The organism is Cronobacter sakazakii (genome assembly GCF_000982825.1).
GTDB classification, from domain to species: domain Bacteria; phylum Pseudomonadota; class Gammaproteobacteria; order Enterobacterales; family Enterobacteriaceae; genus Cronobacter; species Cronobacter sakazakii.
On record NZ_CP011047.1, the window covers coordinates 2,607,144 to 2,629,850 of the forward strand.

Annotated in this window: 21 protein-coding genes, 1 tRNA gene and 1 other annotated feature; of the genes, 13 read left to right on the forward strand and 9 right to left on the reverse strand. The window is 55.3% G+C overall.

What is annotated here, in order from left to right:
- Positions 1-5 precede the first annotated feature (5 nt).
- The gene (gene hisG / locus CSK29544_RS12425; RefSeq protein WP_004385872.1) at positions 6-905 is read right to left on the reverse strand and encodes an ATP phosphoribosyltransferase; all 900 of its coding nucleotides are present in this window, start codon (positions 903-905) and stop codon (positions 6-8) included.
- A gap of 47 nt (positions 906-952) precedes the next feature.
- Positions 953-1,075: a sequence feature (His leader region), on the reverse strand.
- Positions 1,051-1,101 carry a his operon leader peptide gene (gene hisL / locus CSK29544_RS24260; RefSeq protein WP_071601073.1) on the reverse strand — a complete coding sequence of 17 codons (51 nt, stop codon included), beginning with the start codon at positions 1,099-1,101 and terminating at the stop codon, positions 1,051-1,053. Its footprint overlaps the feature before it by 25 nt.
- Before the next feature lie 180 nt (positions 1,102-1,281).
- Here hisL and CSK29544_RS12430 point away from each other — a divergent pair, with 180 nt between their 5' ends.
- The gene (locus CSK29544_RS12430; RefSeq protein ID WP_004385874.1) at positions 1,282-2,106 is read left to right on the forward strand and encodes an SDR family oxidoreductase; all 825 of its coding nucleotides are present in this window, start codon (positions 1,282-1,284) and stop codon (positions 2,104-2,106) included.
- Here CSK29544_RS12430 and CSK29544_RS12435 read toward each other — a convergent pair.
- On the reverse strand, positions 2,090-2,869 hold the full coding sequence (locus tag CSK29544_RS12435) for a gamma-glutamyl-gamma-aminobutyrate hydrolase family protein (protein ID WP_029039274.1): 780 nt from the start codon (positions 2,867-2,869) through the stop codon (positions 2,090-2,092). The two genes, CSK29544_RS12430 and CSK29544_RS12435, sit on opposite strands and share 17 nt — an antisense overlap.
- A gap of 266 nt (positions 2,870-3,135) precedes the next feature.
- Here CSK29544_RS12435 and gabT point away from each other — a divergent pair, with 266 nt between their 5' ends.
- The 3 genes from gabT (at position 3,136) to CSK29544_RS12445 (ending at position 5,983) form a co-directional block, all read left to right on the forward strand.
- Positions 3,136-4,431, forward strand: coding sequence for a 4-aminobutyrate--2-oxoglutarate transaminase (gabT, locus tag CSK29544_RS12440; protein ID WP_007900611.1), 1,296 nt, complete (start codon positions 3,136-3,138; stop codon positions 4,429-4,431).
- A gap of 135 nt (positions 4,432-4,566) precedes the next feature.
- Positions 4,567-4,629: a membrane protein YoeI gene (yoeI, locus tag CSK29544_RS25165; RefSeq protein ID WP_097573616.1), complete on the forward strand. Its 63-nt coding sequence runs from the start codon at positions 4,567-4,569 to the stop codon at positions 4,627-4,629.
- Complete coding sequence (locus CSK29544_RS12445; protein ID WP_029039273.1) at positions 4,619-5,983, forward strand: APC family permease; 1,365 nt, start codon at positions 4,619-4,621, stop codon at positions 5,981-5,983. Before yoeI ends, CSK29544_RS12445 begins: the two co-directional genes overlap by 11 nt.
- Before the next feature lie 241 nt (positions 5,984-6,224).
- On the opposite strand, the gene sbcB is transcribed toward CSK29544_RS12445, so the two are convergent.
- Both sbcB and CSK29544_RS12455 read right to left on the reverse strand, forming a co-directional pair.
- Positions 6,225-7,652 (reverse strand): exodeoxyribonuclease I, encoded by a 1,428-nt coding sequence (gene sbcB / locus CSK29544_RS12450; protein ID WP_007900615.1) that lies wholly within the window; start codon positions 7,650-7,652, stop codon positions 6,225-6,227.
- Between the two features lie 78 nt (positions 7,653-7,730).
- Positions 7,731-8,882: an acyltransferase family protein gene (locus CSK29544_RS12455; protein ID WP_029039272.1), complete on the reverse strand. Its 1,152-nt coding sequence runs from the start codon at positions 8,880-8,882 to the stop codon at positions 7,731-7,733.
- 243 nt (positions 8,883-9,125) lie between these two features.
- On the opposite strand from CSK29544_RS12455, the gene dacD reads away from it, so the two are divergent.
- From dacD to CSK29544_RS12475, 4 genes are all read left to right on the forward strand, one after another.
- Entirely contained in the window at positions 9,126-10,292 is a 1,167-nt protein-coding gene (gene dacD, locus CSK29544_RS12460; protein ID WP_029039271.1) for a serine-type D-Ala-D-Ala carboxypeptidase DacD, read from the forward strand.
- 87 nt (positions 10,293-10,379) lie between these two features.
- On the forward strand, positions 10,380-10,853 hold the full coding sequence (sbmC, locus tag CSK29544_RS12465) for a DNA gyrase inhibitor SbmC (RefSeq protein WP_004385325.1): 474 nt from the start codon (positions 10,380-10,382) through the stop codon (positions 10,851-10,853).
- A gap of 200 nt (positions 10,854-11,053) precedes the next feature.
- Positions 11,054-12,112 carry an FUSC family protein gene (locus tag CSK29544_RS12470; protein WP_029039270.1) on the forward strand — a complete coding sequence of 353 codons (1,059 nt, stop codon included), beginning with the start codon at positions 11,054-11,056 and terminating at the stop codon, positions 12,110-12,112.
- 168 nt (positions 12,113-12,280) lie between these two features.
- Positions 12,281-12,619 carry a DUF496 family protein gene (locus CSK29544_RS12475; protein ID WP_004385327.1) on the forward strand — a complete coding sequence of 113 codons (339 nt, stop codon included), beginning with the start codon at positions 12,281-12,283 and terminating at the stop codon, positions 12,617-12,619.
- Between the two features lie 179 nt (positions 12,620-12,798).
- On the opposite strand, the gene CSK29544_RS12480 is transcribed toward CSK29544_RS12475, so the two are convergent.
- From CSK29544_RS12480 to CSK29544_RS12495, 4 genes are all read right to left on the reverse strand, one after another.
- A complete protein-coding gene (locus CSK29544_RS12480; protein WP_007900626.1) occupies positions 12,799-14,592 on the reverse strand; it encodes a T6SS phospholipase effector Tle1-like catalytic domain-containing protein in 1,794 nt (597 codons plus the stop codon).
- A complete protein-coding gene (locus CSK29544_RS12485) occupies positions 14,592-15,113 on the reverse strand; it encodes a DUF3304 domain-containing protein (RefSeq protein ID WP_029039269.1) in 522 nt (173 codons plus the stop codon). Before CSK29544_RS12485 ends, CSK29544_RS12480 begins: the two co-directional genes overlap by 1 nt.
- 117 nt (positions 15,114-15,230) lie before the next feature.
- The gene (locus CSK29544_RS12490) at positions 15,231-15,740 is read right to left on the reverse strand and encodes a DUF3304 domain-containing protein (RefSeq protein ID WP_029039268.1); all 510 of its coding nucleotides are present in this window, start codon (positions 15,738-15,740) and stop codon (positions 15,231-15,233) included.
- Positions 15,741-16,115: 375 nt separating this feature from the next.
- Positions 16,116-16,191 (reverse strand) — tRNA-Asn (locus tag CSK29544_RS12495).
- Between the two features lie 190 nt (positions 16,192-16,381).
- Here CSK29544_RS12495 and CSK29544_RS12500 point away from each other — a divergent pair.
- The 5 genes from CSK29544_RS12500 (at position 16,382) to CSK29544_RS25095 (ending at position 22,685) form a co-directional block, all read left to right on the forward strand.
- A complete protein-coding gene (locus CSK29544_RS12500; protein WP_029039267.1) occupies positions 16,382-17,854 on the forward strand; it encodes an EmmdR/YeeO family multidrug/toxin efflux MATE transporter in 1,473 nt (490 codons plus the stop codon).
- A gap of 391 nt (positions 17,855-18,245) precedes the next feature.
- Positions 18,246-20,576 (forward strand): type VI secretion system Vgr family protein, encoded by a 2,331-nt coding sequence (locus tag CSK29544_RS12505; RefSeq protein WP_007900631.1) that lies wholly within the window; start codon positions 18,246-18,248, stop codon positions 20,574-20,576.
- A gap of 2 nt (positions 20,577-20,578) precedes the next feature.
- Positions 20,579-21,400 carry a DUF4123 domain-containing protein gene (locus CSK29544_RS12510; RefSeq protein ID WP_032976299.1) on the forward strand — a complete coding sequence of 274 codons (822 nt, stop codon included), beginning with the start codon at positions 20,579-20,581 and terminating at the stop codon, positions 21,398-21,400.
- Between the two features lie 47 nt (positions 21,401-21,447).
- Complete coding sequence (locus CSK29544_RS12515) at positions 21,448-21,969, forward strand: DUF3304 domain-containing protein (protein WP_029039266.1); 522 nt, start codon at positions 21,448-21,450, stop codon at positions 21,967-21,969.
- 5 nt (positions 21,970-21,974) lie between these two features.
- On the forward strand, positions 21,975-22,685 hold the full coding sequence (locus CSK29544_RS25095; RefSeq protein ID WP_085001333.1) for a T6SS phospholipase effector Tle1-like catalytic domain-containing protein: 711 nt from the start codon (positions 21,975-21,977) through the stop codon (positions 22,683-22,685).
- Positions 22,686-22,707 lie beyond the last annotated feature (22 nt).

Genomic DNA, 22,707 nt, shown 5'->3' on the forward strand with positions numbered 1-22,707 from the left:
GGCGGTCACTCCATCATCTTCTCAATCGGCAGCACCAGAATGGAGCTGGCGCCCAGCGCTTTCAGTTTTTCCATGGTTTCCCAGAACAGGGTTTCGCTGCTCACCATGTGCATCGCCACGCGCTGCTGATCGCCTGCCAGCGGCAGAATAGTCGGGCGCTCGGCACCCGGCAGCAGGGCGATGACTTCATCGAGGCGCTCGGTCGGCGCGTGCAGCATGATGTATTTCGATTCGCGCGCCTGGATAACGCCCTGAATACGGGTCAGCAGTTTGTCGATAAGCTGCTGCTTCACGGCCGGCATCTCGCCGTCGCGCTGGATAAGACAGGCTTTCGAGCGGTAAATCACTTCCACTTCGCGCAGGCCGTTGGCCTCAAGGGTCGCGCCGGTGGAGACTAAATCGCAGATGGCGTCGGCAAGCCCGGCGCGCGGGGCGACTTCCACCGAGCCGTTCAGCAGGCAGGATTTAAACTGCACGCCTTTTTGATCGAGATAACGTTTAAGCAGGTGCGGGTAAGAGGTGGCGATACGCTTGTTATTCAGGCTTTCCGGGCCTTCCCAGACATCATCGACCGGCGTGGCGAGCGAGAGGCGGCAGCCGCCGAAATCGAGGCGACGCAGCGTGTAGTAGCGCGGGTCGTCGCCCTGGGCGCGGCGGGTCAGCAGCTCTTCCTCCAGCACGTTTTCGCCGATGATGCCGAGATCGACCACGCCATCCATCACCAGGCCCGGAATATCGTCATCGCGCACGCGCAGGATGTCGATAGGCATATTCTCCGCCAGCGCAATCAGACGCTGGGTGTGCAGATTAATTTTTATGCCGCAGCGGGCCAGCAGTTCGCGCGAATCATCGCTTAAACGGCCGGATTTCTGAATAGCTATGCGTAAACGGTTGTTGTCTGTCATCTCGCCTTATCCTTGTTGATCTCGTTAAATTCGTCTGCCAACGCCCAATAAAAAAGCCCCCGGAAGATGATCTTCCGGGGGCTCTCTTAGCGTTCATGCACCACTGGAAGATCCGATCGTCTTCCAGCACACATCGCCTGAAAGACTAATCAGGATGATGGTGATGGTGGTGGTTGTTAAACTGAACGCGTGTCATAAAATTCTCTTGTTGAATGCTTATTCAAAACCTGTCTTAACCGTAAACCATACCGGGCAGAGAAGGCAAGGGCTTTTTTTCATCATTAAAACCTTTCATATTCACTACATCAATTGTCAGCCTGCGGCGGCTGGCGTAGCCTGAAAAGAGGCAGACGCAAAGACGGAGCAGGAGAACGCAATGAAAAAGGTCGCGATTGTCGGATTAGGGTGGTTGGGTATGCCGCTGGCGCTCGCGCTTAACGCCCGTGGCTGGCAGGTCGCTGGCAGCAAAACCACGGCTGACGGCGTGGAAGCCGCACGTATGTGCGGTATCGAAAGCTATCAGCTGGAGCTGTTGCCGGAAATGGTGTGCGACAGCGACGATCTGGAGGCGCTGTTTAACGCCGACGCGCTGGTGGTGACGCTGCCCGCGCGGCGTACCGGCGGCAACGGCGAATATTACTTACAGGCGGTGCAGCAGGTGGTAGACAGCGCGCTGGCGCACCAGATCCCACGGATCATTTTTACCAGCTCCACCTCGGTCTACGGCGAGGCGGAAGGCATCTGCAAAGAAACGACGCCCGCAAATCCGGTGACCGAAAGCGGGCGCGTGTTAAGAGAGCTTGAGCAATGGCTGCATAATTTACCGGGTACGTCAGTGGATATTTTGCGCCTGGCGGGGCTTGTCGGCCCGGGGCGTCATCCGGGGCGTTTCTTTGCGGGTAAAACGGGCCCGAACGGCGGACATGGCGTCAATCTCGTGCATCTTGAGGACGTGATCGGTGCCATTACCCTCCTGTTGCAGTCGCCCAAAGGCGGGCATATTTATAACCTGTGCGCCCCGCAACACCCGACGCGCGCGGAATTTTATCCGGTGATGGCGCGCCAGCTTGGTCTTGAGCCGCCGCGCTTTAGCGAAAGCCCGGCGGGCACCAAAGGCAAGCTGATTGACGGCAACCGGATCTGCCATGAACTGGGGTTCGAGTATCTCTACCCGGACCCGCTCGTTATGCCAATGGAGTAAGCGCCTGATGGTCAGCCTGCCAGACGCGGCAGGCGGCCACAAAGGCATCGAAGATCTGTTTTGAAAGCGGCTCGTCGTGCAGCGCGCCCCATTCCGGGTGCCACTGTACCCCGAAGGCGAACGGGTGCTCCGGAATACTGATAGCCTCAATCAGCCCGTCGTCGGCGCGCGCCTCGATAAACACGCCGGGCCCCACTTCGCGTATTCCTTGCTGATGCAGCGTATTCACCCGCACGGTTTCACCGGGCGCGACCCAGCTGTCGAGCCAGCCGCCGGGCGTAATCTCAAGCCCGTGCACCGGCGCGAATTTCGCCTCCGGACTGCCGTTCGGGTTCACTTCATGCTCGCGCAGCCCTTCGACATTATGCAGTTGTCGCCAGAGCTTGCCGCCGGTGGCGACCACCATCTCATGCACGCCGCGGCATGAACCAAGCAGCGGCAGGCCGGTATTCAGCGCATGGCGCACCAGCATCAGCGCCAGTTTGTCGCGCCCCGGATCGTTGCTGGTCTCCTGCGCCTCTTCGCCGTAGTGGTGCGGCTCAATGTTGCACGGGCTGCCAGGGAGAAAAATCCCGCTCAACGATTTCAGCGCTGCCGCCAGATAGAGCGGATCGTCCGCCAGATGGTGGGGCAGGGGAATGGCCACAGCACCAGAGTGATAAAGCGGTGCCAGATAAAGATTTTCCACCGTTAAGATTAACTGCTCGTCCTGATTACTCTGACACATCAATACGCCGATGAGCGGCGGTGTGTTTACGGTCATGCTGGCTCGCCTGTTTCGCTGGGATACAGATCCTGTAGTTGAGCATTCGCAGCGGGTCAACTTTCCACGCGCCCGCTCTGGCAGAACCTCCGCCTTGAGCTATGTTTTGATAACGGGCGTTATTTAAGCGGTTTTCGCCACGCTTTTTCGCGATGTAATAACTGCCGTAACGCTTTTTCCAGACGTTAACGCCCCCCGATATAGCGATGAAAATAATGTTGCCTCCGTCTTTTTGGGCGGAGGCTTTTTGCGCACAGGAGTCAATGATGCAAAGCAATCAGCAGTGGCAGGCGCGACGCGAGGAAGCGGTGCCGCAGGGCGTGGGTAACGCGCTGCCGGTATTTGTGGCGCGGGCTAAGAACGCGGAGATCTGGGACGTGGAGGGGAAGCGCTATATCGATTTCGCCTCCGGCATTGCGGTGCTCAATACCGGGCACAACCACCCGGCGGTTATCGAGGCCGTTAAGGCGCAGCTCGATAATTTTACGCACCCTTGTTTTCAGGTAACGCCTTATGGCAATTACATTGAGCTTGCGGAACGCCTGAACAGGCTGGCTCCCATCAGCGAGCCGTGCCAGACGCTGTTTCTCTCAACCGGCGCTGAGGCGGTGGAGAACGCCATCAAGGTGGCGCGTATCGCCACCGGGCGCTCGGCGGTGATTGCGTTTCGCGGCGCGTTTCATGGCCGCACGCTGCTTGGCATGGCGCTCACCGGCAAAGTGCAGCCGTATAAAAAAGGCTATGGTCCATTCCCGGCGGGCATTTATCACGCGCCTTACCCGGCGGCATATCTCGGCGTGAGCGACACCCAGGCGCTGGCGTCGCTGGCGGGGATTTTCGCCGCGGACGTGGCACCGGAAGAGGTGGCGGCGATTATTATCGAGCCGGTACAGGGCGAGGGCGGGTTTTACGCCGCCTCTGCCGAGTTTATGCAGCAGCTGCGCGCGTTGTGCGATAAACACGGCATTGTGCTGATTGTTGATGAGATCCAGAGCGGCTTTTGCCGGACCGGCAAAACGTTTGCCATCGAACATTCAGGCGTCGAGCCGGATCTCATTACCATGGCGAAAAGCCTGGCGGGCGGATTCCCGCTCTCGGCGCTGGTGGGGAAAAAGGCGCTATTTGATAAAGCGCTGCCGGGCGGGCTTGGCGGCACTTACGCAGGCTCGCCGGTAAGTATCGCGGCGGCGCTGGCGGTGATCGATCTCATTGAGCAGGAGCAATTAAACGCGCGCGCCATCGCCCAGGGCGAACTGCTGATGAGCGGTCTGCGAGAGCTGGCGCAGGAGTATGATTGTATCGGCGATGTGCGCGGCGTCGGCGCGATGGTGGCGATGGAGCTGGTGCATGAGCGCGACAGCCATCGCCCGGACAAAGAATTGACCCAGCAACTGGTGCAGGAGGCAGGGCGTCACGGGCTGATTTTACTGACCTGCGGCGTGCGTGCGAACGTCATCCGTTTCCTTATCCCGCTCACCGCTGAGAAAGAAATTGTGACAGAAGGTCTCAACGTCTTGTCATCCTGCCTTAAAGTGGTGCAAAATACGCGCCCTGCAAAATAAGATATTAACCGACGTCAACGCGTCGGTTATTTTTTTGCATTCAGAGTCATCCTTATTAAATGAAGAGGCCGGGCTTCGTACCGGATAGATACTTACTTAAAAATCGACAGTCGTGTCGCTGAGGAAAAACAGAAGATGGGGCAATTTTTTGCTTTTGCGACGGCTTTCGCCGTAGGGGGAAATAACCATGTCGCATAACGTCACTCAAGGTAACACCCCTCGCGTGGAGTTACGTAAAACACTTACGCTAATTCCGGTTGTGATGATGGGCCTCGCCTATATGCAACCTATGACGCTGTTCGATACGTTCGGTATTGTATCTGGCCTGACGGACGGTCACGTGCCGACCGCCTATGCCTTCGCGCTGGTCGCTATCCTCTTTACCGCGCTGAGCTACGGTAAACTGGTGAAACGCTTCCCGTCTGCGGGCTCGGCGTACACCTACGCGCAGAAAGCGATTAACCCGACCGTGGGCTTCATGGTGGGCTGGTCGTCGCTGCTCGATTACCTCTTCGCGCCGATGATCAACATTCTGCTCGCGAAAATTTACTTTGAAGCGCTGGTGCCGGAAATCCCGTCATGGATTTTCGTGGTGCTGCTGGTCGCGTTCATGACCGTTTTCAACATGCGTACGCTTAAAGGCGTGGCGAACTTCAACACCATTATCGTGGTGCTGCAGGTGGTGCTGATCGCCGTGATTCTGGGCATGGTGATTTACGGTGTTGCGCACGGCGAAGGCGCGGGTACGCTGACCAGTTCACGTCCGTTCTGGTCTGAGAATGCGCACGTCATCCCGATGATCACCGGGGCGACCATTCTGTGCTTCTCGTTTACCGGCTTTGATGGCATCAGCAACCTGTCGGAAGAGACCAAAGACGCTGAACGTGTGATTCCGCGCGCTATCTTCCTGACCGCGCTGATCGGCGGCCTGATCTTTATCTTCGCGACTTACTTTATCCAGCTCTACTTCCCGGATATCTCGCGCTTTAAAGATCCGGATGCGTCCCAGCCGGAAATCATGCTCTACGTGGCAGGTAAAGCCTTCCAGGTCGGCGCGCTGATTTTCTCTACCGTGACCGTACTGGCGTCCGGTATGGCGGCGCACGCAGGCGTTGCGCGTCTGATGTATGTGATGGGCCGTGACGGCGTGTTCCCGAACCGCTTCTTCGGTTACGTGCATCCGAAATGGCGTACCCCGGCGCTGAACGTGGTGCTGGTGGGCGCGATTGCGCTGATGGCGATTAACTTCGACCTGGTAATGGCGACCGCGCTGATTAACTTTGGTGCGCTGGTGGCGTTTACCTTCGTGAACCTGTCTGTGATTTCACAGTTCTGGATCCGCGAAGGCCGCAACAAGACGCTGAAAGACCACTTCACCTACCTGCTGCTGCCGGTGTGCGGCGCGCTGACCGTAGGTGCCCTGTGGCTGAACCTGGAAGAAAGCTCCATGGTGCTGGGCCTGATCTGGGCCGGTATCGGTGTGGTTTATCTGGCGTGCGTGACCCGCAGCTTCCGTAACCCGGTACCGCAGTATCGTGAAGATATCGCGTAATTACCGCGATACACGCATAACGGAAAGGCTCCACGAAGGGAGCCTTTTTTATTGCCGTTAGTTTTTGGGGCGGCGGGTTGGGATGTCGATGGGCCGGGGCGGTGGATTGGGATTTCGATGGGTCGGGGCGGCGGGTGCGCTTCGCTTACCCGCCCTACGAGTGAGCGTTTCGGTTGGGAATAGGTAGGGCGGGTAAGCGAAGCGCACCCGCCATATCCCGTCACGCCGGTATCCCCCGCGCTTACCCGACAATCTCCTGCGCGTACTGATACAACGCTTTCAGCAGCGCCGTCTTCTCTTTGTCGCTCTCGTACTGGTTGTAGAGCATCTCTAACTCCTGGGCGTAGGCCTGCAGGAATTCCGGCGTAAACACGTCACGGCGATGCGCCAGCCAGCGCGCTTGTTCCTGCTCGCTGAGCGTGCCGGGGAAATTACGCGCCCGGTAATTAAACAGCAGCTTCTCGATTCGCTTATCCACGAATGTAATATCGAGCGCCGGCAGATTCTGCGGCGGCGTCTCCAGCACAATACGCATGGCGGCGCGATCGGCGTCGCTGAAAAAGCCGTCGTAGAGCTGCGCATCCACATTATCGGTAGGTGGGAACGGCGGCGCGTCGGCAAACAGCGCCACCAGTTTTTCGCGCACCTGCGGCGAATCGCGAAGCACCTTGAGATTATTCAGGCAGTGCTGACGGTCGATGCCAAGACGCTCGGCATCTTCCGGGCGCAGCGTATTGGCCTGCGCCAGCACCGGGCATTTATTAAGCTGCACCAGCTTCACTGGCACCGCGCTCGCGTCGCCGAGCGCCGCTTTCGGCGTGTAGAGCCGCTCGCGCAGATCGTCGGCGTTCAGCTCAAGCAGCGGGCTGATATCGCCTGCCAGATCCACCACAATTACCGCGTTACGGTTGTCCGGGTGCCAGGCGACGGGCGCTATCCAGCTCGTATTGCCGCGCCATGCACCAAACATGCCGGAAACGTGCACCAGCGGCTTCATCTGAACGGTATCAATCAGCGTCGCCAGCTTCTGCTTACTGCGGTAGGTGTAGAGATAATCGAACATCCGCGGCTGGCGGGTTTTCACCAGCTGCGCCATGGCGATGGTGGCGTACACATCCGCCATCGCGTCGTGCGCGTTGGCGTGTTCAATCCCGTTGGCGACGGTTAAATGCTCAAGGCGAAAGCTCGGCAGCCCGTCGCTGTTCTCCGGCCAGACGATGCCTTCCGGGCGCAGCGCGTAGCAGGCGCGCATCACATCCAGCAGATCCCAGCGCGAGTTATCGTTCTGCCAGCTCCAGGCGTAAGGGTCGTAGAAGTTGCGATAGAAAATATTGCGCGTCACTTCGTCATCGAAGCGCACGTTGTTATAGCCGACCACGCAGGTTTTTGGCACGGTGAACAGCGCGTGGATGCGTCTTGCGAATTCCGCTTCGTTTTCGCCGCGCGCGCGCGCCACCTGCGGCGTAATACCGGTTATCAGTACCGCTTCTGGTTGAGGGAGATAATCGTCGGCGGGCTTGCAGTAAAAGACGTCCGGCTCGCCGATAACCGTGAAATTCTCATCGGTGCGCAGGGCAGCGAACTGCGCCGGGCGATCCAGCGAGGGGCTTTTGCCGAAGGTTTCGTAATCGTGGAACAGAAAAGTCGGTTGCGCGGCAGAATCAGACACCAGGTCACCATCCAGAGTAAGTAAAAAAAACAGGGCTATGGTAAACCATAGCCCTCTCAGGAAGAAGTGGCAGCGGCCTCAAGGCATGACCTGCTCCGGCTGCACCGGTTTGCGGGTAATCAGCCGTTTGCCGAGCGCAATGCCCGGTTTCTCCACGCGATGGAAAAGAACCGTCGCCAGCGCGTACGTCACCGGCAGGCTGATGGCGGCGGCGATGAGCAGGCGCACCGGCGAGGCGTACTCCTCAAACGCGCTGTGCTCCACCAGCAGGCCGATGACCGGAATCACAATCATCAGATGCAGCAGATAGACCGAATAGGAGACATCGCCAAGGAACTGGCTGATACGGCGCGTCAACAGCCAGCGCGGCAGCCGCATCGCCTGATGCAGCAGCGAGCCCGCTTGCGCCTGCCACAGCAGCGCGCCGAGCCCGGCAATCATCACGCACTGGGCGATGAGGCGAACCGGCGTCACCGCGATATGCATCTGCCAGGCGAGTACCGGCGCCAGGAACGCCAGCAGCAGCAACAGGCGGCGGCTCTCGCGCACGGCGGCGGCTATCAGCATGCCTGCGACAAACAGCGGCAGCTTAATCAGGATCATCGAAGGCATCGGGAACGCCTCAAAATACCCCGGAAATGCCCAGCGCGCCGCAAAGCAGGCCACCATTACCGCGAAGGCGGCGGCAAAGAATCCCCAGCGCATCACCAGCAGCATAATGAACGGGAACAGCACGTAGAACTGCATTTCGAGCCCGATGCTCCAGTCCGGCAAGACCGTGCGGAACGAATAATAAGGGATAGCGCCGAAGACAAACGAAATATGCGCGAGAATATTGCCCGCGGACGTATCGGCATAGCGCTGGCTTTCGGTCTGCGTTGATGGCCAGGCCTGAGCTATCACATCGCGCCATTCGCCGAACGCCGCGCCGAAAATAAGCGCTAACAGCAGAAGGAAATAATAGAGCGGCGCGATACGGAAAAAACGGCGCAGCCAGAAATTACGCATAGTATGGCCACTGGTCCACGGCTCAATGTCCCGACGCTCCATATAATTCTTCGCCATCAGAAAGCCCGACAGCAAAATAAACAGATCGACGCCCATACCCGGATCGTATAACAGGGGAATGCGGCACTGCACCAGCAGACAAATATGCCCCAGCAGCACCCACAGCGACGCGAGACCGCGTAACCCCTCAAGCTCCGGCGACCAGCTTTTACCCTGCGCCATACCCTTCTCCTCAGCCTTTTAAAAGTCACCAGGCTAAAAAGAGTCGGCCTTTATAACAATCGGAACAGTACGTGAAATGTTTATTATCAGATTTTCCGCAGCATGTTATCGGCAGGTAAACGAAACGGTGGAAGTTTTAGTTAAGACGCGTCTTATTCATATTTCCTTGCAATTTAGCGGAGCAAGGAAATAAAAACTGCCGTAAAAAAGGCGCCCCATCGCGAAGTTACAGAGGATATGCTGTTGAAATTTAGACCAATGATTGCCGTTTCCTGCATCATGCTGGCCGGTATTACCGCGCAGGCGAACGCCGCCGCGCTTTCCATGCCGCAACCGCCAGCCATTATGGCGGGCAGCTATGTGTTGATGGACTATACGACCGGACAAATACTGGCGGCGAATAACGAGCATCAACAGCGTAACCCGGCAAGTCTCACCAAATTAATGACCGGCTATGTGGTGGATCGCGCCATCGACAGCCATCGCATCACGCCAGATGACGTGGTGACGGTCGGGAAGGACGCCTGGGCGAAAGATAACCCGGTGTTTGAGGGCTCATCGCTGATGTTCCTGAAGGCGGGCGATCGCGTCACGGTGCGGGACCTCAGCCGCGGCCTGATTGTCGATTCCGGCAATGACGCCTGTGTGGCGCTGGCCGATTACGTGGCGGGCGGCCAGCCGCAGTTCGTTGCGATGATGAATGACTACGTTCAGAAGCTCGGCCTGAAAGATACGCATTTTGAAACCGTGCACGGGCTGGACGCGCCGGGGCAGCACAGCTCCGCTTACGATCTGGCGGTATTATCGCGCGCCATCATCCACGGCGAGCCGGCGTTTTACCATATGTATAGCGAAAAGAGCCTCACCTGGAATGGCATCACCCAGCAGAACCGCAACGGCCTGCTGTGGGATAAAACGCTCAATGTTGACGGACTGAAAACCGGCCACACCTCCGGCGCGGGCTTTAACCTGATAGCCTCCAGCGTTGACGGTAAGCGCCGCCTGATCGCGGTGATTATGGGCGCTGACAGCCCGAAAGGGCGCGAAGATCAGGCGCGTAAACTGCTGCACTGGGGCCAGCAGACTTTCGATACCGTGGAGATCCTGCAAAAGGGCAAGAAAGTGGGCACCGAGCGCGTCTGGTACGGCAAAAACGAACAGGTAGCCGTCGGCACCGATCGCGACTTCTGGCTGACGCTGCCGAAGGCGCAGCTCGCGAACGTGAAGGCGAAATATCTGCTCGATCGCGAGCGCCTCGACGCGCCGCTGGACGCGAATGAAAGAGTGGGCGAGATAGAACTCTACAATGGCGATACGATTATTGCGCGTATGCCGCTGGTGGCGCTTGAGAAGGTGAAAAAGGGCGGCGTCTTCTCGCGCTTTGGCGACTGGCTGCATCTGACCCTGTAAGCGTTTTTTCCCAACGCGAAGGCGCTCACAGACACCCGCGTGAGCGCCGCACACTATACTCGCTATTTTGAACAGCGAGGAGTGAACATGGATTACACCATCGAGCATGTCTTAACGCGTAAAATCGCCGGTTTTCATCTGGTCGGCCCGTGGGAGAAAACGGTGCCGCAGGGGTTTGAACAGCTCTCTTTGTGGGTGGATAACTTTCATATCCAGCCGCAGGCGTGGCTGGCGGTTTATTACGATAATCCGCAGCAGGTCGCCCCGGAGAAACTGCGCGCCGATACGGTGGTTGAAGTGCCGGCGGATTTCACCCTGCCGGAAAACAGCGTCGGCGTGATCCTGACGGACCTGCCGGGCGGCCAGTACGCGGTGGCGCGCGCCCGTGTTGAGAACAACGATTTCGGCACGCCGTGGCTCGCGTTCTTTACGCGTCTGCATCAGGACGTGCGCTACCAGATGGCCGCGCGCCCGTGTTTTGAGATTTACCTCAACGATGGCAAGCGCGACGGCTACTGGGACATCGACATGTATATCCCGGTTCAGACCTCCGGCGAATAACGCAGTCGCGCCCCCGCGATGGCGGCGGGCGCGCTTTTTGTTAAGTAAATGGCAAAATAACGTTAATTCTTCGATAATTCGTACGACTTCTCTGAAAAGTTACAGCTTTTCCCCGATTTTTGTCAGAAAATAGCGCCCCTTATTTTCAGGCGTTTCGCCTGAAGCGACGTTTCATCAAGGCTGTTAACGGGAAAGTCAGCGTGCGTGCCGATAAATCGCTCTCCTCTTTTGAAATCCGTCTCTACCAGCATTACCGCATCGTGCACGGCGTGCGCATTGCGCTGGCGTTTATCCTGACGTTTTTACTGGTGCGGATGCTGAACGTGCCGGAAGGCACCTGGCCGCTCATCACGCTGGTGGTGGTGATGGGGCCAATCTCATTCTGGGGCAACGTGGTTCCGCGCGCCTTTGAGCGCATTGGCGGCACTATTCTCGGCGCGGCGCTGGGGCTGGTGGCGCTGCAACTTGAAAGCTGGTCGCTGCCATTGATGCTGTTGTGGTGCGCGCTGGCGATGTTTCTGTGCGGCTTTCTGGCGCTCGGCAAGCGGCCTTATCAGGCGCTGCTGATTGGCATCACGCTTTCTGTGGTGGTCGGCGCGCCGCAGGGCGACATGCTGGTCGCGCTCTGGCGCGGCGGCGACGTGATTTTCGGCTCGCTGCTGGCGATGCTCTTTACGAGTCTCTGGCCGCAGCGGGCGTTTATTCACTGGCGTATCCAGATGGCGAATTTTGTCGGCGATTTCGCGAAGATTTATCACGCCGGGCTGTCGCCAAACCTGGTGGAGCGCCCGCGGCTCGATAAGCCGCTCCAGAATATCCTCGGCAGCGTCGTGAAGCTGCGTGCGTTTATCACGCCCGCCAGCAAGGAAACGCACATTCAGCGCGCCATTTTCGAGGCTATCCAGACCACCAGCCGCAATATGGTCTGTACGCTTGAGATGCAGATCAACGCCTGGTGGGCCTCGCGCGAAAGTCACTTCCTGATGATTAACGCCCGTACCCTGCGCGATTCGCAGCAGATGACCGAGAACACGCTGGCGGCGATTGCACAGGCGCTGCGCGAAGGGAACCCGTCGCCGGTGATGGCCAACCGCGAGAAACTCGCGGAGATAGCCCAGGAGCTGCGCGCGCTGATGAGCGAAGGGCAGCAGGGGGCACTGGTGGAAACGCCGATTCACGGCTATGTATGGTTGAGCATGGAACTGGCGCAGCAGCTGGAGCGCCTTTCACAGCTGATTTGCCGGGCGCTGCGCAAATAATCCGCAGACGACCGGCGCTTGTTTCGATTCAGCACCGTTTCAGGCTATGATAACCACAGGCATCCTGAACGGGATAAAACCATTGTCATCAACCGCCGCTGACAGTAAGGTTTACGCCATGCGGTTGTTTAAACGAATCCGAGTCTTAAATTCAGTAGGGGTGTAAAAATGGAAAACAGCAAACCTTCATTCCAGGACGTTCTTGAGTTCGTGCGTCTGTTCCGCCGTAAGAACAAGCTGCAGCGTGAAATTCAGGACGTCGAGAAGAAAATTCGTGACAACCAGAAGCGCGTACTGCTGCTCGACAACCTGAGCGATTACATCAAACCGGGCATGAGCGTGGAAGCCATTCAGGGCATTATCGCCAGCATGAAGAGCGACTACGAAGACCGTGTTGATGACTACATCATCAAAAACGCCGAGATCTCCAAAGAGCGCCGCGAGATTTCTAAAAAGCTCAAAGCGATGGGCGAGCTGAAAGTGCACGAGCCGAAAGGCGAAGAATAAGTAAAAAAAACCGCTTCGGCGGTTTTTTTATTTCTGCGGTATGGCGGATGTCTCGATTGCCGAGCGAGCATCCAAAAGCAAAAAGCCCGCTAAAAAGCGGGCTTTTTTGAATCTTTTTTAGCGGGTGCGCTTTTGCCATGAATAGCCTGATAAGCTAAACGCCGTATTGTCTTTTCCGCTTACTCAGCCTGAGGAATTTCCGATGCGCGTACCACCAGAAAATCCCGCGAAATGCTTGCCCCTCTGTCAACCGTGATGAGGTCATGGACAAAATAAGCGAATATTTCCGGCGTCGCAGTAAACCACGGCTGCGGTGGCGCTTCTCCGAGATAGGCGTTAATCCTGCACTGGTGAAACCACTTCGCCCGCTGGTAGGCTGGCTCGTAAACATCCGGGAAAAGCCGCATCTGTGTGTCGCGCGGGCCGGGGTTTTCAATCGTGTTAATCAATGCGTGAGCGGCATCATTAATTTCATTTAACCAGCCCCAGTGGCGGTCCAGGACTTCTATTTTATCTTGGACATTCATCGCCTGCTCCTTGCCCTGCGGAGTTATTCCCAGCAGCCCGGCGCTACTGCCCGCCGCCAGCGTGATTTCTGCCTGATGCTTCTCCAGCTGCTGGCGCTCACAGCGGTACTGATAATATTGCAGCCCCAGCCACTCAAAATAGCTGTCAAGATGCAGGTTTTGCGTGGAAGGGCTGACGGCTTTGTACCGCACAGCTTTTTGATAACGCTGCACCCACTGCTCTACGGACGCGTTGTTAACGTTATCCTGCATGATGAAATATTCTGCGATGACCGGGTTGTCTTGTCGTAATGTCCGGAAATCAGGAAACGGCACGCCAGCCATCGTCGCTTCCCGGTACATACGCTGCAGCGCGACCCGGCATAACTCTGCACTGGGTTTCTGCTCGCCGGGTTTCAGCCCACCGCCGATATCTTCGCTACAGCCCGGCATTAGCTCTTCCCGATGCCTGGGATGGTTACTGCCAAGCCGGTACAGGCACCGCCATACTCGCCGCTCATGCGCCGCTACCAGGTGCAGCGCATTTTTTACCGCCTCCGGTAATACCGAAAAGTGGTCGATATATTTTCTGCCAAACATCACGCTGAGCGAGCGTAATGGCCCGCCAGCGGCGCTAATAAAGTAGTCCAGGCCATTATTGCTGCTGGCGGCAGTATCCCGCGAACAGTCAAACAGCCCGGTAAAAATAATATCTACCGGAATACCCTGCCAGGTGTAGCTGTCGCCTTGCTTCTGGCACATCTCGCTCAGAAATTCATCAATAAATTTCCGCAACAGCGTGGCGCCCAGATCGAAACCAAACAGGGAGACGGAGATAAGTTTGATGGGAACTTCGCTACTGGCTTTGGCTCTTTCAAAATATTCTTTAAAACGCACCTTGGCAGACGTTATCCGTGTATCTACTCCCGTAACCAGAATATCAGCCACCAGCGGGTTATCACGTATACAGGGTGTTGCTTCAATACCGACTTTCTTTACGATATCAGTACCAGTACCCGTCACCAGATTGCGCCATTCGGTAGGGTTAAGCAGTTTCTTACCGCTCTCTTTTAGAACCTCATACCAGTTATTACCCTTCAGTATTTCTTTACCAGCGTCTTTTGCCATCTCTTTGGGCTGATCTTTTAAATCATCCAGCGTAGTGTCTTGCACGCTATCCATAAGGGTGTGAAGTTTTGTGGTTAGATCTTCATGGAAGGGGGTGCCGAGACCTGAAAAATACAACTTGGAATAGGTACTAAAAGAAGAGTTCTGTTTCTCATCAGGGTATGCCCGAAATAAACGTGCAATATTACTCAAACGACGATTCTGCGCATCCTGCTCGAGATTACGGCCTACGCCATCAAAAAAGAAACCCATATGCCAGATACATGAACAAGTTCCCAGGTTATGCTCACTGTCCTGCTGGGCGCGGCTTGCAGCAGCTATCAGACTTTCTATATCCATTATTTTCTCCCTTCGGTTTTCTGGCGGTTAACACTTTCCGGATGCTTTTCATAGGGTGACCAGGCATCCTTACTCCAGCCCAGCAGCACTTTATCACCCGGTAAGAAATGGACATGTAAATTATCTTCACCCCATTCACGCTTCGGCAGTGGTATTTTTATCTTATGCACTTCAGTTCGAACTCCAGCGTTATATTGCGCTAGGGTGTAATCTACTGTCCAAATAACCTCTGCTGTATCTCCCTCAATACTGCCACAACAGGTAGCTCCACCACCGCCATGGGCCGATGCATTAGAACCCGCTACGCCATTAACACTAAATCCTCTAATAGGGCGATCCAGTTCGCTATGAATTATCAGCGTTACCGCCCCGGTTGTTGGCCCCCAGATGCTTGCCCGTACCAGCCAGATGGCGTATATCATCACCGGGAGTGATAACCCAAACCAGACCCATTTGCCCCAGCGGGTATATCCCCGGTTAACTGCCGCATCTATTTTTTCGAGCCGACTATATAATCCCATTTTTATTCCTTGTCAGTGTGACGTTTATTTTTAAGGTAGTTTATATGATTATTAAATGTTAATCAGACGCCGCCGCCGGTATCAGACTTTCTATATCCATATCCATTGTTTTCCCTTTTAACTCTTTGGTTGTTTAATATTATCGGGGCGCTTCTCATAGGGTGACCAGGCATCCTTACTCCAGCCCAGTAGCACTTTATCACCCGGTAAGAAATGGACATGTAAATTATCCTCGCCCCATTCACGCTTCGGGAGTGGTATAACGACACGGCGAGTTTCTTTACGCATTCCGGCATCATACTGAGCGCGAGTGGTACTCAACGTCCAGATAACCTCTGCCGTCTTACCTTCAATGCTGCCGCAACATGTAGCACCACCACCGCCATGGGTCGATGCATTGGAACCCGCCACACCATTAACACTAAAACCCAGAACCGGACGATCAAGATCGCTATGAATTATCAGCGTTACCGCCCCGGTTGGCGGTCCCCAGATGCTTGCCCATACCAGCCAGGCGGCGTAAATCATCACCGGGAGTGATAACCCAAACCAGACCCATTTTCCCCAGCGGGCATATCCCCGGTTAACTGCCGCATCTATTTTTTCGAGCCGACGATAAAATCCCATTTTTATTCCCTGCCTGCCTTGCTTTCGTTTGGGGATATTAAACTTTAAAAAATAATGGAATATTGATCAGACAATGCTCCGGTGTGTGCCGTTGAATCTTACGGCCGATGTCATTGGCTTGGGCACATCTCTCCGGTGTCGGAGTGATGCTGGCGTTATCAAACCGCGAGTTGTACCCGATGCAATGCAGATAGTTACTGACGTCACAGAGATTTATTTTTAAGTGTTTTTTATGACATGTGGGTTTACGTTATAAAAAATGCATCATGCGCGGAATCTATGGAGCAGTGAGGTCACAATATAGAGGGAGGAGGTTTGGCGACAGTACGCTCAAGAAAAGCAAAAAGCCCGCTAAAAAGCGGGCTTTTTTGAATCTGGCTCCTCTGACTGGACTCGAACCAGTGACATACGGATTAACAGTCCGCCGTTCTACCGACTGAACTACAGAGGAATCGTGTGGAGGCTAATCATAGCGGCCCCGCGCCAATTGTCAAATGCCATTTTCCTTCGGCCTGCGTGTTCGGACATTCTCTGAACATTACGCGCTATTTTCCAACAATATCTCTGGAAAGCCTTTGCAGGAATGCGGGTTCTAACTCATTATTTGAAATGAGGTTTCAACTTTCACGCGCAGGTTCATTTTGAGTGTAACCACCACCGTTCGCCAGGCTATCGCTCGTACGCCCTGGTACAAGAAAAGAAAAAGCTATCGGGTTCTGTTCTGGCGCGAAATCACGCCGCTGGCTGTGCCTATTTTGCTGGAAAACACCTGCGTGCTGCTGATGGGCGTGCTGAGCACGTTCCTTGTAAGCTGGCTCGGCAAAGAAGCGATGGCGGGCGTGGGCCTCGCCGACAGCTTCAATATGGTGGTGCTCTCCTTTTTCGCTGCGGTCGATTTAGGGACGACCGTTGTGGTGGCGTTCAGCCTTGGCAAGCGCGATCGCAAGCGGGCGAGGGCGGCGGCCAGGCAGTCGCTGGTGCTGATGACTATCGTCTCGATTCTGCTGGCGGCGCTGGTGCATGTGACCGGTGAATACATCATTGACGTGGTGGCGGGCGAGGCGACGGCGCAGGTCAAAGAACTCGCGCTCATTTACCTGCAACTGACTGCCTGGAGCTACCCGGCGGCGGCCATCGCGCTTATCGGCAGCGGCGCGCTGCGCGGGGCGGGGAATACCAAAATCCCGCTGCTGATTAACGGCGGGATGAACATCCTGAATATCGTGATCAGCGGCTTTTTGATTTACGGGCTGTTTTCCTGGCACGGCCTCGGTTTTATCGGCGCCGGGCTGGGGCTGACTATTTCGCGCTATATCGGCGCTATCGCCATTCTTTATGTGCTGATGATCGGCTTTAACCCGGCGCTGCGCATCTCGCTCAAAAGCTATTTCTCGCCGCTTAAGCTCAATATTCTCTGGGAAGTGCTCGGCATCGGGCTGCCTGCGAGCATTGAATCGGTGCTGTTTAACGGCGGCAAACTGCTGACGCAGATGTTTGTGGCGGGCATGGGAACCAACGTGATTGCCGGTAACTTTATCGCGTTCTCGGTCGCCGCCCTGATTAACCTGCCGGGGAACGCGCTCGGCTCGGCTTCCACTATTATCACCGGTAAACGTCTCGGCAAAGGCCAGATTGGCCAGGCGGAACGCGAACTGCGCCACGTCTTCTGGCTTTCGACAATCATGCTGACGGCCATCGCCTGGGTGAGCGCGCCGTTCGCCGGGCTGTTTGCCTCGTTTTACACCCATGAAGACGATGTGAAAGAGGTTGTAAAAGTCCTGCTGTGGCTCAACGCGGCGTTTATGCCGATCTGGGCGGCCTCGTGGGTGCTCCCGGCGGGGCTTAAAGGCGCGCGCGACGCACGCTTTGCGATGTGGGTGTCGATGCTCGGCATGTGGGGCTGTCGCGTCGTGGCAGGCTATACGCTCGGGATTGTGCTCGGTATGGGCGTTGTGGGCGTGTGGCTCGGCATGTTCCTCGACTGGGCCGTGCGCGGCGTCTTCTTCTACTGGCGCATGGTGAGTGGCAAGTGGCTGCAAAAATATCCACGCCCGCCGAAGCGGCCCGTGGTACTGGACACCCCCGCACCGCCGGGGCAACCGAAGGCGATGTAAGCCTGAAGCCAAAAAGCCCGCTATAAAGCGGGCTTTTTTATACTCGTTATGCGTCATCTGAAAGCTACTTATCAGCGAAACGGTATTTCTTACTCCCCGAAAAGTTTTGTTTATATATCCATTCAGTTTCATTATTCATTTAATAAATTAATTCACGTGATAAATATTATTGGCTATATGTTCTGGTAGTCAAAAATAAATATTAAGCATTGTTTTTTCTGCGTGATGGCTATAGCAAGTATTCGCATCGAAATATACCGGGCTAAAAATGATTTATTACCTTTTTCCGGATTGACCCGAATTTTTTGCGGCTTATCCTGTTATTTTTTTTCGTTATTAAAACTGATCGGACGATTGCCGGACGCGGCAATGTTTTTCAAAGGAATGAAGGATGGATATTTCCGGTAAAGGATTCAGTGTTTCTTCCCGTTATACGCTTGAAATCGCCCACAGCCGGGTGAGGCCTGACGTACTTAATTTTCACGGGCGCGAAGCCCTTAGCGAGCCATACCAATGGCGCATTGAATTCACCGCTCCGCAGAGCGACCTGGCGCCTGATGACGTTCTTTTGAAATACGCCACTCTGAAGATGCTTTCTGGCCGCGTGGTATATGGCGTCATAACCCGTTTTGAATGGCTGGGAACGTCAGCAGACCAGACGCACTACGCGGTGACGCTCGCTTCGCGGCTGGCGTTACTGAGCCTGACCCGCCGCTGCGCGGTCTACCAGAATCTCTCAGTGCCTGAATTGCTGGAGCGGATACTGCGCGCGCACGGCCTGGAAGGGCCGGATTTTGATTTCCGCCTTGAGCGGTCGTATCCGCAGCGGGAACTCATCACCCAGTGGCGGGAAACCGATCTGGAATTTATTCAGCGCATTCTCTCCGAAGTGGGTGTGTGGTTTCGCACAGAAATGAACGCGGTGACGCAACTGGAAACTCTCATCGTTGGCGACAGCCAGCTTAACTGTGTGTTCGGCGTCAGCGTGCCATACCGGGAGCCATCCGGCCTGTATGACGGCGCGCAAGACGCCGTGTGGGATGTACGGTGCTGGCAGAACACAGTCACCGGCGTGGTACGCACCCGGGATTACAACTATCGCACCGCTGATACCCCGATGGATTCTGCCGTGACGGTAAGGAGCGAGGCTATCACCACCGGCGAGCATTACCGGTATGGCGCGCCGTTTCTTGAAGCGGGCGACGACGCGACGTCAGAGCCGGAAACGGAGAGCGGCGCGTTTTATGCGCGCATCCACCATGAGCGCGAACTGAACAGTGCTACGCGTCTGCATCTTTTGAGCAACGCCTCGCATCTCACGCCTGGGCAGGTGCTGGAAACGCCAGAAAGCCCGGTAGCCGCGCTGAAAGAGGGGATGCTGATTACGCTCGCAACATACCGCGCCGCGCGGGATACGCGCCTGCATGTCTCGCTGTGGGGCATTCCTTATTCCGAGCGGGTGAATTATCGCCCGGTGGAGATTATCCGCCCGGAAATTCACGGTACGCTGCCCGCCCGTATTGAAAGCCGTGAGCCGCATGACACCTACGCCTGGCTGGACGATACAGGCCGCTACCGGGTGAAGCTGGATTTCAGCCGTGAAGATGCTGAGCCTGGCTATCACTACCTGTGGGTTCGTCAGGCAAAGCCGTATGCGGGTGATGCCTTTGGCTGGCACACGCCGCTTCTGGACGGCACCGAAGTTAGCATTGCGTTTGACGACGGCAATATCGACCGCCCTTATATCGCCCATGCGTTTCACGACGCTGAACATGCCGACATCGTCACGCGCGACAACCGCAGCCAGAACATTCTGCGCACAGCGGCGCGCAATGAACTGCGGATGGAGGATCTGCGCGGGCAGGAGCACGTCGCGCTCACCACTCCATACGGTGCATCTTCTTTGAATCAGGGCCACATCACGAATGAACAGAGTCAACAGCGTGGCGCGGGTTTTGAACTCAGAACGGATGAATATGGCGTTATCCGCGTGGCAAAAGGGTTGTTTGTCACCGCCGAAGGCCAGACGAAAGCCGCAGGCGAGGTGCTGGAGAGGGAGGTGGTGCAGAGAGAAATAGAAATTTGCCTTAACCAGATCCAACAGTTAGCTGACGCCGCAGCGCAGGCACAGGCGCTGGAAGCAGATATTGCCAGCCAGATGGCGATGTTTAATGCGCGGTTAAAGCCGTTAAACCAGATGGTGCATTTCCACGGCCCGCAGGGAACGGCGTTCACCAGCGGCGAACATCTACAGATGACGGCCAGCAAGAATGTGGTAATGAATGCCGGAGGCTCTTTGAGTATGGGCGCGATGGGAAACATGACCCTGAACGCCGGTGAAAAAATCGGCCTGTTTGCCCGAACGGGAAAACTGAATGTTATCTCCGGTGAAGGCCCGGTGCAGTTTCAGGCACAGAACGGCACGATGTCTTTGAGCGCGCAGCAAAAAATAAGTCTGGTTTCGACAGGCGATATGCTGTTTGCCGGCAAAAAGAAGGTGACGCTGATTGGCGGCGGCAGCTACCTGAAAATAGAGCAGGGGAAAATAGAGTACGGAACGACGGCCACGTATTTACGCAAGGTGGAGCGGACGTTTGTTGGTGGTTCAGCCTCTCAGCCCCTGACGTTCCCCGAAATTCATCCGGTGATACAGAGCACTATCTGCATTCCATGTCTGCTTAAAGCGATTCAGGCGAATGATGCCATTATTGAGGGATTATAACGATGAACAATACTGCGCTATTCACGGCACTGAGTGTGACCAGGGAAGAAAAGATCAGCCTGATTTTTGAAGCAGGAGCGCAACCGGAAGCCGATTTTCTGACATTCAGGGATAAAAACGATAAAAGACTACACTCGCTCTATATTCACCCGCAACTTACGGCACTCCAGAATTACGGACCATGGCTGCTTGAAGTCGATGGTACGGAGCAACTACAGAGCGACATGAACACGCTGCCGGGCAGTGTGGCCGTCATTGTCTCCACACTCAACCGCCCCTTTCTGGCAATTCAGTTGTCCCGCGCCTGCACCATCGTCCAGCCAGGAGGAGCCACTACGCTGGTGCGCTTCTATGCAAATCATGTCATTACCGTACTTGCCACCTGCGCAGATTATGGCTGGCATGCGTGTTTATTTGATGGCATCACGCAGTGGTGGTTACCGGGAGAAACGCAGTGGCAACCTCTTCACATTGCACCATCACAAGCAGAAAGGGCCGACGACCCGATTATTCGGCTTGATGAAACCACCTGGCAGCAGATCGCGGATAATCCACTGGTGAAGAGTGTGCTGAGCGAATGGCGGAAAATGGCGTCCAGTCACGCTTTCCCGGCATGTACGCAGCGACGAATGGTTATCAGGGCACTGGACAAGGCGAAAAGCTTCGGGCTGGATGCGCCCGCCGACCAGCAACTGTATGCGCTTTGTTATCTCAATGGCGGGAAGAAAATACTGGAGTCAGAGACGGTTCGCACGTTATTGCCCGGAGTTGTGAACGGGAAGGAGTCTCTGGCAAACGTGTTATCCCGGGCGTCTGAATCGTGATGATTCGATAAAAGGGATTTTGGCGCTAATGAATTCAAGGAAAACATATGGAGTTATATAACCTTCTGAAGAAGCGTGCTGATAGCGAGCTAACGCAACTCTACGCCCGGCGTAAGCGCTGGCTATGGGGGTTTTTACTTACCCCTTTTATCCTGATGTTTGCCTGGACGTTTTGGGTGGCAAACTGGGGGGAGACAGCGGGCGGGGTGACGCTAATAATTCACAGCAGGCTGGATAGACCTGTTCTCGGGTTCAGTGTAAATGGTGTAGCCGGAGGTAATGCTTCCGCTTACGGAGAAGGTGCGACAACGTGCTGTGGTTCAATTCAGGGGCCCTCAGCAGAGGTTATCTGGACGCTGAGTGTTACCGGTCCGCAATATGAAGCGGGTATGCGGCCAGAAAAACACCGGGTGGTGCTTCCGCTGCCCGAGAGAAAGCGCGGTGAAAACGATCTTCATGTGCACTTTTTACCGGGGGATAAAGTGTTGCTGGGCTGGAGCGATAATGCCTGGTCGCCTTATGATAAAAATAATCCTAATTTTGATTTATCCGGTGATGATAAGGAATAACTCATATGGATATGGATGCAATAATTGCAACGGCAAGCCGTGCAAACCAGTCAATTCAGTATAACTTAGGGAGTTGCTCCCGGGTTTTGCATATTGGCTTTTTCTTTGATGGAGTGGGGCATAATGTTGAACAGGATGCGCCTAATGAACGGTTAAGCAATATTGCGCGTTTATTTCGAGCCTTCCCTGATGATAAAGACAATACTGATTATGCTTTTATTCATTATAAGAAACACTATATCTCCGGCTTAGGCACGCCCTTTAACGACGACCCCGCAGAGTTTTTGCAGTCTCAAATGAATAAGGCGCGCGATGATTATCAGGGCGGTTTGCCCACGGACCCGAAAGACGCGGCAGAAGATTTTGCCAAAGACGCGCTATCGGGTAAAAGCCCGAAAGAGACGTTGACTGAAATGAGAAATAAACTTCTGTCTCCTGTCGGGCGCCTTGATTCACTTAAACAATCTTATATGGGAAACCTTAAGAAAATTGTTACGGAAGCGACTCCCTGGCTACGCGACTCTCGCATCATGGCTTATAACTTTGCGACAGGTGTTGATAGTCGCTTGGAAAGCGCGAAAGCACGCTTTGCCTCTTCCTTTAAGGAGGCTGTCAGCACGGGAGAAATTCCTGTTAAGCTCATTTCTATTTCACTCTTCGGATATGATCTTGGCGCAACGTTAGCGCGTCAGTTTATTGATATGTTATTGACCTAAATATGTAAGAAAAATGGCGAGC